At 58.1% G+C, this 15,736-nt stretch carries 11 protein-coding genes; 7 read left to right on the top strand and 4 right to left on the bottom strand.

Features of this window, described 5'->3' with window-relative positions; genetic code table 11:
• Window positions 1-34: 34 nt before the first annotated feature.
• The 4 genes from ABID47_RS28190 (at window position 35) to ABID47_RS28175 (ending at window position 5,940) form a co-directional block, all read left to right on the top strand.
• The gene (locus tag ABID47_RS28190; RefSeq protein WP_354501806.1) at window positions 35-1,066 is read left to right on the top strand and encodes a carbohydrate-binding family 9-like protein; all 1,032 of its coding nucleotides are present in this window, start codon (window positions 35-37) and stop codon (window positions 1,064-1,066) included.
• Entirely contained in the window at window positions 1,063-3,687 is a 2,625-nt protein-coding gene (locus ABID47_RS28185; RefSeq protein WP_354501803.1) for a transglutaminase domain-containing protein, read from the top strand. Before ABID47_RS28190 ends, ABID47_RS28185 begins: the two co-directional genes overlap by 4 nt.
• 99 nt (window positions 3,688-3,786) lie before the next feature.
• The gene (locus ABID47_RS28180) at window positions 3,787-4,836 is read left to right on the top strand and encodes a glycoside hydrolase family 18 protein (protein WP_354501800.1); all 1,050 of its coding nucleotides are present in this window, start codon (window positions 3,787-3,789) and stop codon (window positions 4,834-4,836) included.
• 294 nt (window positions 4,837-5,130) lie between these two features.
• The gene (locus ABID47_RS28175; protein WP_354501797.1) at window positions 5,131-5,940 is read left to right on the top strand and encodes an AAC(3) family N-acetyltransferase; all 810 of its coding nucleotides are present in this window, start codon (window positions 5,131-5,133) and stop codon (window positions 5,938-5,940) included.
• A gap of 289 nt (window positions 5,941-6,229) precedes the next feature.
• Here ABID47_RS28175 and ABID47_RS28170 read toward each other — a convergent pair whose 3' ends face one another.
• Entirely contained in the window at window positions 6,230-6,859 is a 630-nt protein-coding gene (locus tag ABID47_RS28170; protein ID WP_354501794.1) for an NAD(P)H-dependent oxidoreductase, read from the bottom strand.
• Between the two features lie 134 nt (window positions 6,860-6,993).
• Between ABID47_RS28170 and ABID47_RS28165 the strand changes: the two genes are divergently transcribed.
• On the top strand, window positions 6,994-7,353 hold the full coding sequence (locus tag ABID47_RS28165) for a winged helix-turn-helix transcriptional regulator (protein WP_076173545.1): 360 nt from the start codon (window positions 6,994-6,996) through the stop codon (window positions 7,351-7,353).
• Window positions 7,354-7,524: 171 nt separating this feature from the next.
• On the opposite strand, the gene ABID47_RS28160 is transcribed toward ABID47_RS28165, so the two are convergent.
• Both ABID47_RS28160 and ABID47_RS28155 read right to left on the bottom strand, forming a co-directional pair.
• A complete protein-coding gene (locus ABID47_RS28160) occupies window positions 7,525-8,751 on the bottom strand; it encodes a formylglycine-generating enzyme family protein (RefSeq protein ID WP_354501791.1) in 1,227 nt (408 codons plus the stop codon).
• A gap of 270 nt (window positions 8,752-9,021) precedes the next feature.
• On the bottom strand, window positions 9,022-10,248 hold the full coding sequence (locus ABID47_RS28155; RefSeq protein ID WP_354501788.1) for an ROK family protein: 1,227 nt from the start codon (window positions 10,246-10,248) through the stop codon (window positions 9,022-9,024).
• Between the two features lie 407 nt (window positions 10,249-10,655).
• Here ABID47_RS28155 and ABID47_RS28150 point away from each other — a divergent pair, with 407 nt between their 5' ends.
• The gene (locus ABID47_RS28150) at window positions 10,656-12,149 is read left to right on the top strand and encodes an arylsulfatase (RefSeq protein WP_354501785.1); all 1,494 of its coding nucleotides are present in this window, start codon (window positions 10,656-10,658) and stop codon (window positions 12,147-12,149) included.
• Between the two features lie 75 nt (window positions 12,150-12,224).
• On the top strand, window positions 12,225-15,248 hold the full coding sequence (locus ABID47_RS28145) for a glycoside hydrolase family 2 TIM barrel-domain containing protein (RefSeq protein ID WP_354501782.1): 3,024 nt from the start codon (window positions 12,225-12,227) through the stop codon (window positions 15,246-15,248).
• 64 nt (window positions 15,249-15,312) lie between these two features.
• Here ABID47_RS28145 and ABID47_RS28140 read toward each other — a convergent pair whose 3' ends face one another.
• A complete protein-coding gene (locus tag ABID47_RS28140; protein ID WP_076173548.1) occupies window positions 15,313-15,651 on the bottom strand; it encodes a TFIIB-type zinc ribbon-containing protein in 339 nt (112 codons plus the stop codon).
• Window positions 15,652-15,736: the final 85 nt, after the last annotated feature.

The following is a 15,736-nucleotide window of genomic DNA, read 5'->3' as shown; positions in this document are numbered from 1 at the left end:
GATCGATGCAGAACGAATAACGGAGGGAATCGCGATGAATCTAAGCGGAGTGCCGGAGCCTAGCATTGAATATGCTCCCAAACATTATATTTGCCGGCGGGCGCAAGGGCCGCTCGTCCTGGACGGACGCCTGGACAAGCCATTCTGGTCCGAAGCGCAGTGGACGGAGGATTTCGTCGATATCGAGGGCGATCTGCGCCCCAATCCGGCCAAGCAGACCCGGGTGAAAATGCTGTGGGACGACGAATATTTCTACTTCGGCGCGGAGCTGATCGAGGATCAGATCTGGGCTACGCTGACCGAGCGGGATTCGGTCATTTTCTACGACAACGATTTTGAAATCTTTATCGATCCCGATGGGGATACGCATCAATATTACGAGTTTGAAATCAATGCGCTGAATACGGTCTGGGACCTGCTGCTGGTACAGCCTTACCGCGACGGCGGGCCTCCGGTCAACGGCTGGGATATCGCCGGCCTGAAGACCGCGGTGCATATTGACGGCGAGCTGAACCGCCCGGATGCAGACAACCGCAAATGGAGCGTGGAAGTGGCGATCCCGTGGGCGAGCCTGAAGGAATGTGCGCCCGAGGGGCGCCGCCCGGCTACCGGCGAGTTCTGGCGCGTCAACTTCTCGCGGGTAGAGTGGCGGACGGAGGTGCAGGACGGCGAATACCGCAAGGTGCTGAACCCTGAGACCGGCAAGCCATATCCCGAGGACAACTGGGTATGGTCGCCGATGGGCATCATCAACATGCATTATCCGGAGCTCTGGGGGTACGTCGTATTCTCTGACGGAGAAGTGCCCCAGGATTTTGAGCTGCCAGAGGACGAGCGGATCAAGTGGGAGCTTCGCAAGCTCTATTACCGCGAGCGCAACCACTATGAGGCCCATGGGCGGTTTACGGCCGATTGGGAGCAGCTGAAGGGTGAAGATACCTGGACGATTCAACCGGAGATCGAAGTAACCCGCAGCCTGTTTCAGCTGACGGCGCCGTCCGCGGACGGACGAGCGGTGTACTGCATCCGTGAAGACGGAAAGCTGTGGAAGGAGGAAGCGAAATGACGACGCATACGACCGCATTCTCGCTGGATCAGGAGATGCTGCAGCGGATCGAGGAGAAATTTCAGGAGAAGATGGTACTGGCCGAATCACGGAAACAGGAGCTGTTCGGCGTGTTCGAGGAAGCTTTGACCGCCGAGGAAACATGGGCTTTGAAATATTTGTACGCGTACATGCCGGTCAACGACCTGGCGGATTACGACGGTGCGCTGTTTCTGAGCCACGTGCGCCGCACACTGGCAATCCGCAAGCAGGTGCCTTGGGGAGAGCGGGTACCGGATCACCTCTTCCTGCACTTCGTCCTCCCATACCGGGTGAATACTGAAAATATCGAGGATTCGCGCGGCATATTGTATAACGAACTGGCGGAGCGGACTGCGGGACTGTCCATGGCTGACGCGATCCTGGAAACGAACTACTGGTGCCACGAAAAGGCGACCTACGTCGGCAGCGATCTGCGGACGATTTCGCCCCTGACGATGATCCGCACAGCCCGTGGCCGCTGCGGGGAAGAGTCGACGCTCGCCGTGGCCGCACTGCGCAGCATCGGCATTCCTGCGCGCCAGGTCTATACCCCGCGCTGGGCGCACTGCGACGACAACCACGCCTGGGTGGAAGCGTGGGCCGACGGGCAGTGGTACTACATCGGCGCCTGCGAGCCGGAAGCCCGCCTGAACCAGGGCTGGTTCACTCCGCCGGCACGACGTGCGATGCTGATCAACACGAGAATCTATGCCGATTATCCGGGGCCTGAGGATATTACGCTGGCCGACGAATGGTTTACGGAGATCAATCTGCTGGAAAATTACGCGCCGACACAGACCATCCGCGTGACGGTAAAAGATGAGGCCGGCGTTCCGGTAGAGGGGGCCGAGGTGCGCTTCGAGCTGTACAACATGGCGGAGCTGTATCCGATCGCCACGCTTCCGACGGACGAGCGGGGCGAAGTCTCCTTCAAGACGGGCTTCGGCGACCTGGTCATCCGCGCCGTCAAGGACGGACGCTGGGGTGAGACCAAGATTTCGGTCCGGGACAGCGAGCGCTTTGAGCTGACCTTGGACTGCTCCGTTCAGCCGGAAGGAACGGCAGACTTTGATATGGTGCCGCCGCCCGAACGGGAAGGGGAAGCTGCGGATGCCGTCACGGAAGAGAAGCAGCAGCGCCACAACGCCCGGATCGAGGAAGGTACACGCATCCGGACCGCCTTCGAGGAAACTTTCCTCGGCGGGGACGATGCCGCCCGATTGGCGAAGGCGGCGGGGCTTCCGGCCGAGCGTGTCGAGGCGGTGCTGGGCAAGGCCCGGGGCAACGGCCGTGAAATCGCAGCTTTTCTGGAAGAGCGTTCCGGCGAATTCGGAGAGTGGCCGCTGCGGCTCCTGGAATCGCTGAACGACAAGGACCTGGCCGATACGTTCCGACCGGCGCTGGACGACCATCTGATCGGAGCGCTGGAGCGCCGCGGCGATTGGGATGAGGACCTCTTCATCCGGTATATTCTGTGCCCGCGCGTGCTGTTCGAAATGATCGTGCCGTACCGGAAGTTCTTCCAGGAAGCCTTTACGCCGGAGGAGACGGCCGCGTATCAGGCCGATCCGGCGCAGCTGGCCTGCCGCCTGGAGCAGGGCTTCGGTCTATGGCAGGACCTGCCGAACCTGCTTGGCAAAGGCAATCCGGTCGGTACCTATCGGCTGGGCAAGGGCGATCCGGTGTCGCTCGGCATCTTGTTCGTGGCCGCCAGCCGCAGCCTTGGCATCCCGGCCCGCCTGCACCCGAGCGAGCAGAAGCCGCAGTATTGGGAGGACGGCGGATGGAAAGACGCGCCGTTCACCCTGTATGCCACCGCCGAGGAGACCGGAAGCGCAGGCTGGGGCATGCTGCGCCTGCTGCGGGATGAGGCGGCCGGTCCGGATGCGCCTGCCGCATCCTACAGCGAGAACTTTACGTTCGCCCGGCTTGAAAACGGCGTATACAAAACGCTCGTGTACCCGTTTGGCCAAACCGACGTGTACGACGCGCCGTTTGAAGTGGAGCCGGGTGCCTACCGCCTGACAACGGGCATCCGCCTGAAGGACGGAACCGTACGGGTGCGCCTCAGCTACTTTACGGTGAGCGAAGGGGACACGACGGAGGTTCCGCTGACGTTCCGCGAAGCTGCCGAGGAGGTGCCGGTGCTGGGCACGCTGGATGGCGGCGGGGAAGTTGCGCGCTTCGACGGGACGGCTGCCGCGCTGGGTAGCTTGATCGGTTCCCAGGGGGCCATTACGGCCTGGATCGAGCCTGAGCGCGAGCCGACCAAGCACCTGCTGCGTGAGCTCGGGGAGCTGGCGGAGTCGTTTGACAAGCTGGCGCTGCCGATCGTCCTGATCATTGGAGATCGGGAGTGGACGGCATCCTTCGATCCGGCCGCTTATCCGAAACTGCCAGCGCAGGCGGCGTTTGTACGGGATTCTAGCTATGCTTCGCTGCCTGACCTGATTTCGTCTTCGGCCGCAAACGAAGCGGGCTACCCGCATCTGTTCGTACTGGACGGCCAGAATCAGATCCGGTACACGGCATCCGGCTATAAGATCGGCACGGGGAAAGAGGCGCTGCAGATTTTATCGGCGGTAACAAAGCAGGGGTAAGCCGGCAGAGCAAGCCGATCCAACAGAACAACCTAACATAACAACTCAACCGGGATCGAGATTCTGGTACAACCCAATAAGAAACGGAGTGTCTTAAGTATGTCGAAAAAATATATTGTGGCTGGGTACGCCGTGGACGCCGTGCTGCCGGAGATGACGCCGGAGGACCTGTCCAGGCTGACCCATCTGAACGTGGCGTTCGGCCATGTCCGGGATGACGAAATTACGACGGAGCATTTGAAGAACGGCGGGGCCATCCGGTCCATCAAGCGGGAGCATCCCGAGCTGACGCTGCTGCTGTCGGTCGGCGGCTGGAGTGCGGGCGGCTTCTCCGAAGCGGCCGCAACCGAAGAAGGAAGAGCACGGATGGCGGCATCTGCCGTGCGGGTGCTGAATGAGTACCCGTTTGACGGGATCGACCTGGACTGGGAGTATCCGTGCTACGGCGAGGCGGGTATCGCCGCCAGTCCGGATGACAAGCACAACTTTACGCTGCTGCTGGCGGCGATTCGGGAAGCGCTCGACGCCAAAGGCGCCGCAGACGGCCGTCACTACCTGCTGACGATCGCGGCGGGGGCGGACCAATATTACGTGGACGGCACGGAGATGGATCAGGTGCAGAAGTACCTCGATTTCGTGCAGCTGATGACTTATGACATGCGGGGCGGCTTCCAGGTGCTGACAGGCCATCATACGAACCTGTACACTGGAACGGGCGATTTGTTCCGCATCAGCACGGACGCTTCCGTGAACATCTTTGTCCGGGCAGGCGTGCCGCGGGAAAAAATCGTGATCGGAGCGGCGTTCTACTCCCGCATCTGGAACGAGGTCCCGGACCGCAACCGCGGACTGTACCAAATGGCGGGCACGACGGGCGGGTACGGCCCATCCTTTACGGAGCTGGCTGCCGATTACATCGATAAAAACGGCTATACACGCTACTGGGATGAGGAAGCCCGCGCGCCGTTCCTGTTTAACGGGTCGAGCCTGATCTCCTACGACGACGAGGAATCCATCCGGCATAAATGCGAGTATGTGAAGGAGCAGGGACTGGCCGGCATCATGTTCTGGGAATACAGCTGCGACCGGACGCACCGCCTGCTGGGCGCGATGCACGAAGGGCTGGGCCAAATAAAGGGAAGGTCCTAGCCGAAATTAGCCAAAACGAGCTGAATGAAAGTACAACGATTTGAACGGACGATGTTTCAAAACCACCGGTTTGTCTAATGCATCGAATTTCATGCATCCTTTCCTTGATCGAGGGGAAGGATGCATTTTTCTTTATTCATTGCCGGTTTCGTACAGGCATGCTTTCCATCGGGCTCGTTTCATACCCGTTTACTTCATGGCACGGCCGCTTGCATGGTTTGGTCCCGATGTTCAACGCATACTTGATCGAAGCCGCCCCAATTTGCCACAATGGAACAATGGAGGTGGATTGACATGGGAGAAAGAAAAGTCATTGACGCTTCGACCAAGCTGAACACGGTGGAGTCGATCCGGGCGGATCTCGGCCGTCTCGGCGTCCGGGAGGGTGACACTTTGCTGGTGCATTCCTCGCTATCCAAAATCGGCTGGGTGTGCGGTGATGCGGAAGCCGTCATTCTGGCGCTGCAGCAGGCGCTCGGCAGTGCCGGGACGCTGGTGATGCCGGCCCACAGCGGCCAGAATTCCGATCCTGCGGAATGGGCCAATCCGCCCGTACCATCCGCATGGCTGGAGGAAATTTACGCGCACATGCCGGCGTTTGACCCGGATTACACGGCGACCCGGGCGATGGGGAGAATCGCGGAGCAGTTCCGCTCGCTGCCGGGAACCCTCCGCTCGTACCATCCGCAGGTGTCGTTTGCAGCCAGGGGCCCGCTTGCGGCAGAAATTACAGGTGTACACGCGCTGACGCCGCAGTTCGGCCAGGATTCGCCGCTGGGGGCCCTGTACCGGCTGGATGCCAAGGTGCTGCTGCTTGGGGTCGGATACGACTCATGCACGACCTTTCATATGGCGGAGACGCAGATCGAGGAAATGCCGCGGAAAAGAATGGGGGCCGCCATTCTGGAGGACGGCATGAGAACGTGGAAATGGTTCGAAGACTATGCCTACGATTCCGACGACTTTGACCGGCTCGGGCAGGATTTTGAAGAGCAGGGACATGCCGATGTCGGTAAGGTAGGCATGGCGGAATGCCGGCTGCTGCCCGTCAGGGCGGCCGTGGATTATGCGGCTTCATGGTTAAAAAAGCACCGCTTCGCATAAGAAGCGGTGCCTTCTGCCTGTTGAGAAACTTCAACGGGCTTTTTTTAGAGATAAGAAAGTATAAGTTTCGGAGCTTCTGCTTCCTGATCTCGCAAGAAAAACTTCCTCTAGACGCGGTCTGTCTTCTTTGAAAGTACGTCGATAGACGTTTTTCTTATCATTCAGGAAATATGCAGCTTGATTTCATAAGGAGATTGGAGCTTCCCCTTATCCAGAAGTGAAGATGGGTTTCACTTCCGGGGGATTCATTTTTGCGGATTTCAGTTCGATAACGATGGCGACCCTCAAGTTAGAAACGTTTGGCAGCTTCCTTAGCCTGTGCAATCGCTTTTTCTTTTATAAAAGGAGCCCGCTCTAATACCGCCGTTCCTTCAACAAAAATAGCCTCAGATTCAATTCCATAGAACTGCAAAATCGTTTTCATATAGCTGTATCCCATTTCTATTGGAGCTAAAGGTCCCTCCGAATAAACGGAACCGCTGGCTTGAATGTGCAAGGCTTTCTTGCCGGGCAGCAGACCTATAGGGCCCTTTTCGGTATACTTGAACGTTTTGCCCGGAATGGAGGTCGCATCCGTGTAAGCTTTTAAAACCGGCGGGACTGTAAAATTCCACATCGGAGATACAAAAACGTACTTATCGGCTGCCATAAATTGATTAAGAATTTCCTCAAGACGGGCCACTTTTGATTTCTCGGCTATGGACAGCTGATCGAAAGACGAACCCGACCGAAGCTTTCCCCACCCCCTTAAAACATCAGCATCGATTTGCGGAATATTTTCTTTATACAGATCCAAATGAACAACTTCGTCGGTTGGATTGGCTTCACGGTACGCTCCAATAAATTGTTTGCCCACCGCAAGGCTATAAGATTCCTCCGGATTAAGGGGATGTGCAGTGATGTACAGTACAGTTGCCATGCTTCAAACTTCCCTTCTGTAATGATATTAAGAACACTTACAATCCTGATCATATAATACTAACTTACTTATAGTAAGTAGGCACAATAATGTGGTATAGTAACAAAAAAGGTACCGTAAACGGAGGTGGGCCTATGCAAAAGAACCCTGCCCAATGTCAATTCGTCGTTGCGCTGGATTCGATCGTCGGCAAATGGAAGCCGATTATCCTTTATCATTTGCTTCAAGGCAAGCCTTTGCGGTTCAATGAGCTCAGAAGATTGCTGCCCGATATCACGCAAAGGATGCTTACGCTCCATCTGCGCGAATTGGAGGAAGAGGAGATCGTTAAACGAGTCGTATATCCGCAGGTCCCGCCGAAAGTGGAATACTCCATCACGGAATACGGCAAGAGCCTGTCGCCGATTTTGGAATCGCTGCATCAATGGGGAGTAGCCCATGTCAAGCGAAAACAGCTCAAAATGAATAATCAAGAACAAACAGAAACGGACTAGCATAATTAACGCTAGTCCGTTTCATTCTGTTTCGAAACACATCATACAACGAGCGGTGATTGCGAAGCGTGTCTGGGACCGCGGCCTGGCGTCAGATCGAAGGAAGCCAAATAAGCTAACGCCAAAAAGGCACCGCTTCGCATGAGGAGCGGTGCCTTTTTGGGCTTGTCGTTACAGATCCGCTACCACGCGGAAACCGATGTTACCTGTAGAGCTGTCCGGCGTGTTGCCGCTGCGCGCAGCGACGCGGTACCGGTTGCAGTAGGATTGATGGCATAAGTACGATCCGCCCTTCATGAGGCGGGCGTTTCCCTGGGCGGGCCCTTCCGGACGGTCCGAAGATCCGCGCTGTGCAGGGTCGGACGTAAACCAGTCGCCGCACCATTCCCATACGTTGCCCGACATGTTGTACAGCCCGTATCCGTTCGGAAGATAGGCGTCAACGGGAGCGGTGCCGAGGTAGCCGTCGCTGGCATGGTTTTTGGTAGGGAATACGCCCTGCCAAATGTTGCAGCGGTGTTCGCCGCCGGGGCGCAGCACGTCGCCCCAAGGGTAACGCTTGCGCTCCAGGCCGCCGCGGGCCGCGGCTTCCCACTCCACTTCGTTGGGCAGCCGGACGCCGGCCCAGGCGCAGTAAGCGGCAGCGTCATTCCAGGAGACGTGGACCACGGGATGGTCCATCCGGTCACCGATGCCGCTGCCGGGGCCTTCCGGCTCCCGCCAGGTGGCGCCTTCGACGCCGAGCCACCATGGCGTCCGCTCCGGAGAGCCGACGATCTTCACCTGCTGGGGATCCGGGATCAGCAGCTGGAATACATATGACCAACTGAATTTCTCGGCTTCGGTGACGTAGCCGGTCGCCTGGACGAAAGCGGCGAACTCGGCGTTCGTGACGGCATAAGGCGATATGCGGAACGCAGGAATGTGCACCGGCCGTGCAGGCCCTTCGGCATCCGAGGCGAAGCCTTCCCCGTCATCGGTGCCGAGGATATAGGTACCCTCGGGGATGATCGGCCATTGGGAAGGATCGGGCCGAGCGGAATGTTCCGCCAGGCTCGGCTCTTGCTGGGCGACTGAGCTGTGGAGACGTTCGGCTGCAGAACCGGCGTGAGGCGGCGAATCTTCTTTGGGATCAGGCTGTGATGCCGCCGGTTTGTCCGATTCCGTGCCGGTCTCTGCCCTGCCGGATGCTTGAAGCTCCGGAAGGCTGCGTGCGGCCCCTGTTTCCCCTTCGTGAAAATCATTTGCTTCAAGCGCGTTTAAGTCTCCGGCAGCAGCCGTTCCGCAGGCGGGAGCCTGCAAAGCGGCTTCACGCCCGGCCGAACAGCAGCAGGAGGAGGTTTCGGCTTTTCCGGCATTTTCCGACGTTGGAACGGTGGAGGAGGTCTCTTGGGTCATTTTCGGTCCTTGCTCCTTTCCTGGTAGAAGGATGTTCGTTCGTTCTTTCATGTTGTATGTCCGTTCGGATTTAATCCGTGTCCACCCGCATAATGGCAACGGCTCAAGCCCGGCTGTCTTCATAGCTGGGCAGGCATCCGTGTGCCCTCTGGGAGGGCGGCGGCCGCAGCGGGCTCTGAGGGTCTCAACAGGCTTTGAGGGCAAAGCGGCCCCCAAAAAACGAGCTATGGGGGTGCGGCCGGCCCTGAAGGCTTCACGGCCGCAGCCGGCTCAGCAGGTCAACTGCTCCAGCATCAGGAGCGCCGCCCCGACGGCGATCGCTTCTTCGCCATAGCTGCCTTTGCTGAAAATGACCTGATATTTCGGGTAATGGTACGTTTTGCGGATGGCGGTCTGGGTCGCCGTATAGAAGAACAGGTTCGAATCCGTCATCAGCGGTCCGCCGAGAACGACCTTCTCGGGATACAAAATGTTCAGCAGATTGGCCAGGCCGATGCCGAAGTACGTTGCCGCCTGGGTCACGACTTCCGTGACCATCGGATCCATCTGCTTCAGCGCCTGCATGATGTGGCTGAAGCGGGCCGGCTCGCCCGGCTCCAGCATCTGCTGCAGCCGGCTGCTCCGGCCGATCCGCAGCCGGGAATTCACCTCGCGCTCGATCGCATGGACCGACGCGTAGGAATCGAGGCAGCCGTGGTTGCCTTTGGCGGTTCGGTAAGGGATGCCATCCGCCTGGATGATCATCTGCCCGAACGAGCCCTCCATATCGGCTGCACCATAGATCAGCTTGCTGTCCGACATCATGGACAGCCGCAGGCCCGTGCCGCCATGCACGTACAGCATGTGGCGGAAATCCTTGCCGCGGTTCGCCCATGCTTCGGCGACGATGGCGGCATTGGCGCCGTTGTCGAGCAGCACTGGAACGTGCAGCGCCTCCTCGATCAGGCGCACGATCTCGACATGCTGCCAGCCCGGCGCGGCAAACCACTCCGGCTCCTCGATGATGCCCGCCTCGCGGTCGAGCGGGCCGACGGCACCGATACCCATGCCGATGACTTGATCCAGCGGGATGCCGTGTGCGGCAATCCATTCCCGGGCCCGGCCGACAACCTCGCCGATGAGCCGGTCCGGTGTCATGTCCTCTGTCATGTCCCATTCGGCTGTTTCCAGCGTCTGCCCGGCTAAATCGAGCAAAATGAGGCGGGAGACGACGCGGGAGACATCCAGGCCAAACGCATAGCCGTACTCGCCCCGAACCTGGTACAGAATCGGACGCCGTCCCCCGGTCGAAGCGCCGAGGCCGCTCTCGCTAATGACGCCGATGGAGACAAGCTCGTCGAGAACGCGGGTCAGCGTACTGATCGTCAGCCCGCTTGACGCCAGCAGGTCGCTCTTGGAAATCTCCTGCTTGCGCCGGATATCATAGAACAGTTCCTTGGCTTTCGGTGAGGGAATGCGTTCTTTTACATTCCATCTCTCTTCCTTAAAATCTTGCATATCGTCGTTATCCTCACTATTCTGAACCGTTAAGGCCAGCGGCTGTTGCCCCACAATATGATCCGGCGGCAAACGCCGAAAGGGCTCTGCTGGCAATGGTTTTTCTACAATGATACGTACAGGCTGCTTCATGATTATCATACACACGGCCCCAGCAAGTGGCAACCGGACTGCACCTTCATCTGTGAGGTGTTATCCCCCCATTATACCGATCTTAATTTCTTTTTGAAATAAAGTAATCGGTGTAATCCGTTTTCATCGTTTTCCCATCGGGGTAATCTGCACGAAAAAACGAATAATTTCATTTACTTTTCATCACGTGAAGGGTTTAATAAGGGGGAACAGGCATTTTCAAGGATTCGCTCAGGGTTATCGATCATATCCGCTGGATTCAAGGAGGAGAGCCGATGAATAGGAACGAAGAGCAAGGCAGGCCCAACGTGCTGCTGATTACCGTGGACCAGATGCGATTCGACTGCCTCAGCATCGCCGGCCATCCCGTCGTGGAAACGCCGAATCTGGACGAGCTTGCCCGGACCGGCGTGAGGTTCAGCCGCGCCTATTCGGCCACCCCGACCTGCGTACCGGCGCGGGCGGCCATCTTTACGGGCCAGTCTCAGCGGACGCACGGACGCGTTGGATATCAGGACCGGGTACCGTGGAATTATCCGGTCACGCTGCCCGGGGAGCTGGCCAAAGCGGGATACCATACGCAGTGCATCGGTAAAATGCACGTATATCCCGCCCGAAACCTGATGGGCTTTCACAACGTGGTGCTGCATGACGGCTACCTGCATCACAACCGCAATTTTCACGGCATCGCGATGCAGGAGCATTACGATCAGGTGGACGATTACCTGCAGTGGCTCCGGGAAAGGGTGCCCGGCACCGATTTGATCGACACGGGCCTGGACTGCAACGCATCGACCGTCGCACGTCCGTGGCATCTGGACGAAATGAAGCATCCGACGAACTGGGTCGTGACCCAATCGATCGACTTTCTGCGCCGCAGAGACCCGGGCAAGCCGTTCTTTCTATGGATGTCCTTCGTCCGTCCGCATCCGCCGTTCGATCCGCCGCAGGCGTATCTGGACCTGTACGAAGATGCGGATATTCCGGATCCGCCGGTCGGTGACTGGGCGCAGGGGGATGACCCCGCCCTGGAAGGTTTGGCGCCGACAACGGGCAAGGGGCTCGTCCCCAAACGAAGGCTGCGCCGGGCGATGGCCGCTTATTATGCGCTGATTACCCATCTGGACCACCAAATCGGCCGGTTCCTGCAGGCGCTGAACGAGTACGGAGAGCTCCATAACACGGTGATCATGTTTACCTCGGATCATGGAGAGCTGCTTGGCGATCATCACTTGTTCCGGAAGGCGCTGCCCTATGAAGGAAGTGCCCACGTGCCGTTGATCGTGAACGACCCTGGCGGCAGGCTCCATCTCAAGCAGGGCACCGTGGCCGATGAGGTCGTGGAGCTGCGTGACATCATGCCGTCGCTGCTTGAAGCAGCCGGGGTTCAGATCCCGGAAAGCGTGGAAGGGGACAGCATTTGGAGGCTGGCAGCGGCCAGGAACGAAGCGGATACAGCATCGCCGGTATGGCGGAGCCATCTGCATGGGGAGCATGCCTACGGTCATCAATCTACCCAATGGGTCACGGACGGGACCGAGAAGTTCATCTGGTATCCGCAAACCGGCGAAGAGCAGTTTTTTAACCTGGCGGAAGACCCCATGGAGCTGCACAACGCCATTTCCGACGAAGCCTGCCGGGACCGGATCGAACATTGGCGTTCCATTCTCATCCGTGAGCTGGAAGGGCGAGAGGAAGGCTTTACGGACGGGGAGCGGCTTATCGCCGGCCGGAAGCAGGCGGCCGTACTGTCCCATATCCGCACTTGATGCGCAGCAGCGGATTCATTGAACTAACGATATTGCATTATCGATATATAACCGTAAATTAAGGAGATGATCCGAATGATAAAGCTTGACCGGGTTTGGGAAGACACAAGCGTCCTTCATATTCACCGCGAAGAGCCGAGATCCTATTACATTCCTTATGGCGACGCCGCTTCAGCGCGTTCCGGCAAGCGCTCGAGATCCCCTTTGTTCCAAACCTTGAATGGGGCCTGGAAATTCAGGTACCACGAAAGTGTCCAGGACGTGACGGATCCGTTTTATGAAGACGCTTTCGATGCCTCATCATGGGATGAGCTTGTCGTCCCGTCATGCTGGCAGACCGAAGGCTACGACCAGCTCCATTATACGAATGTCAATTATCCGATCCCGGTAGATCCGCCATATGTCCCGGATGCGAATCCGGCAGGGCTCTACGTCAGAGAGTTTACGGTGCGCGAAGACTGGACGGGCAAGCAGGTCTATACCATGTTCGAAGGGGTCAATTCCTGCTTCTACCTGTGGATCAACGGACAGTTCGCCGGATACAGCCAAGGCAGCCGGATTCCGGCCGAGTTTAACGTTTCCGGACTGATCCGGCCGGGTACGAACCGCATCGCCGTCATGGTCCTGAAATGGTGCGACGGCACTTATTTGGAAGACCAGGACCTATGGCGTTTCTCCGGGATTTTTCGGGATGTGTACCTGCTCGCCCGGGATGAGGCTCATGTCCGCGACGTATTTATCAAACAGGACATTTCGCCGGATCACTCCTCAGCGAAGCTTCTGTGTGAGCTGGAGACGACCGGCCCCCTGGATGCGCTGGCGCTGCTGCAGGATGCGGAAGGGACGACCGTCGCCAAAGGAGCTGTGCGGGCAGACGGGCGGAGCGTCATCACGCTGGACATCGAAAATCCGGTGCTGTGGAACGCGGAACAGCCATATCTGTATGAGCTGTTTGTGCAGGACGGAAGGGAAGTACTCCGTTTTCCGGTCGGATTCCGCCGGATTGACATCGTTGACAGCGTATTCCGGATCAACGGCCAAGCTGTCAAGCTGAAGGGTGTGAACCGTCACGACTCCCACCCGGATTTGGGACAGACGGTGCCGCTGAACCACATGATCCGGGACTTAAAGCTGATGAAGCGGCATAACGTCAATACGGTTCGGACCTCCCACTATCCGAACGATCCGCGGTTTTTGGAGCTGTGCGACCGGATGGGCTTCTACGTGGTCGACGAGGCCGATCTGGAGTGCCACGGGCTGGCCGTATCCGGCGATTTCCATCAGCTGACCCGCGATCCTGATTGGGAAAAGGCGTTTGTGGACCGGGCCATCCGGCTGGTGGAGCGCGACAAAAACCATCCCTCCGTCATCATCTGGTCCATGGGCAACGAATCGGGATACGGGCGCAATCATATCGCCATGGCCGAATGGACCCGTAGCCGGGATGCCAGCAGGCTTGTCCATTATGAAGGCGCCTCCCGGCGTTACCACGGCGATGCCGATACCGAGGCGCTCGACATCGAAAGCGAAATGTATCCGACGCTGGAATACGTGGAGAGCTACGGACAAAATCCGGATCACGCAAAGCCGTTGTTCCTGTGCGAATACAGCCATGCCATGGGCAACGGGCCCGGCGATCTGAAAGAGTATTGGGATTTGTTCTACGCGTACCCGAATTTGATGGGCGGCTGCGTGTGGGAATGGAATGACCACGGTATACGCACCAAGACGCCGGACGGGCGCGAATATTTTGGATACGGCGGGGACTTCGGGGACCATCCGAACGACGGCAACTTCTGTATCGACGGCCTCGTGTCGCCGGACCGGGTTCCGCATGCCGGACTGCTGGAGCTCAAGCAGGTCATTGCACCGGTTCGCATGGAAGCCGAGGATTTGTCCCGCGGCACGCTGATCATTACGAATCTTTACGACTTTTCGGACCTGTCGCATCTGACCTTCGACTGGACGCTGGAGCGCTGCGGAGAAATTGTGGAGCAGGGAAGCCTCGGGACGATCCAGGCGGGCCCGCAGGAGAGCGTGACGGTCATCATTCCGTTCCAAAAAGCTTTTCCCGACGGCCGCTGCTTCCTGACGCTCACCGCCTCGCTCTGTGAATCAACGGAATGGGCCGACCGGGGGGAGGAAATCGCGTTCGCCCAGTTTGAGATGGCGGCGGAGGATTCTGCAGTCCAGCCGGAGCAAGGGTGGCTGACGGCTCTGCGCGCACGTCCCGTGCACGTCGCGGAGGACGGGGCGCAGCTGATCGTGACGGGGATGGATTTCCGCCATGTGTTCGACCGGAACCTGGGAACCTTCGTCCGCATCTCCAAGCAGGGGGTGGATATGCTCGCAGCGCCGTTATCCTTTAGCATCTGGCGGGCGCCGACGGACAATGACCGCAATGTCCAGCGTCAATGGAAGGATGCGGGTTATCACCGGGCAGGCACGAAAGTATACCAGGTCCGGGTCAGCGAGCCGCAAGACGATGCGATCGAGATGACCGTGGATTTTTCGCTCGGCGGCTACATGAAGCATCCTGTCCTTCATGGACAGGCCGTATGGCGGGTGGACGGTTCCGGAGAAATCGCGCTGGCCACGAGTGTCAAGCTTCGGGAGGGGCTGCCGTTTCTGCCCCGCTTCGGGCTGAAGGCTGTCATGCCGGCCGGCACCGAGGAGGTTGAGTATTTCGGTCTGGGTCCGCATGCGAGCTATGTCGACAAGCGCCAAAGCGTACGGGTCGGCAAATACCTTCTTCGCGTCGACGACATGTTCGAGCCGTACATTATGCCGCAGGAGAACGGCTCCCGCTACGGGACGGAGTGGGCGACGGTGACAAGCGAACGGGGCATGGGGCTTGCTTTCCACGGAAATGCGCCGTTTTCGTTTAATGCCTCCCACTACTCACCGGAAGACCTGGAGGAAGCCGCCCACCTGCACCAGCTGGTCAAGCGGAAGGAGACAATCGTTCATCTTGACTACAAAATGAGCGGTGTCGGTTCCAATTCCTGCGGTCCAGAGCTGCTGGAGAAGTACCGGCTCGATGAGCGGGAAATCGAGTTTTCCATCCGGCTTCGTCCCGTTTTCAAAGAAGACGAATAAGAGGCAGAACATAACGAAACCCCCGGCTCCTACATGGAGCCAGGGGTTTTTGCATGGACGGGCGTTAATCGAACAAGTCCCCGAACACGTCAAGCACGCTTTTTTTCTTTTTCTTATGATGCGGGTAAGAGGAATGGCCATGCTTGTCATATTTGTCATAGGACTGCTGCTGCGGTGGATAGGGCTGGCCTGAAGGGTAGCTGTCCCTTGGCCTCTGGTTTCGGTCAGCATCTCCGTAATACCATTCATTATAGTCTCCGCGGACTTCACGCACGTCGGACATCAGCTTGTCCAACTCTCCGCGATCCAGCCACACGCCTTTGCATGTCGGGCAAATGTCGATCAGAATCCCGTCTTTCTCCACTTCCTTCATGCGGGAGTCTTCACATATCGGACACTTCATCTCGATTCCTCCTTGTCATGCCATATTTCTAATGTATACGGATAGGGAGCTGGATGGTTTCTTCTAAAATTTTTCAACCGCTCAT

This window comes from Paenibacillus favisporus (assembly GCF_040545415.1).
Taxonomy (GTDB): Bacteria; Bacillota; Bacilli; order Paenibacillales; family Paenibacillaceae; genus Paenibacillus_AQ; species Paenibacillus_AQ favisporus.
Note: the sequence above shows the minus strand (reverse complement) of the source record. Positions and strands in the feature narration are given on the sequence as shown.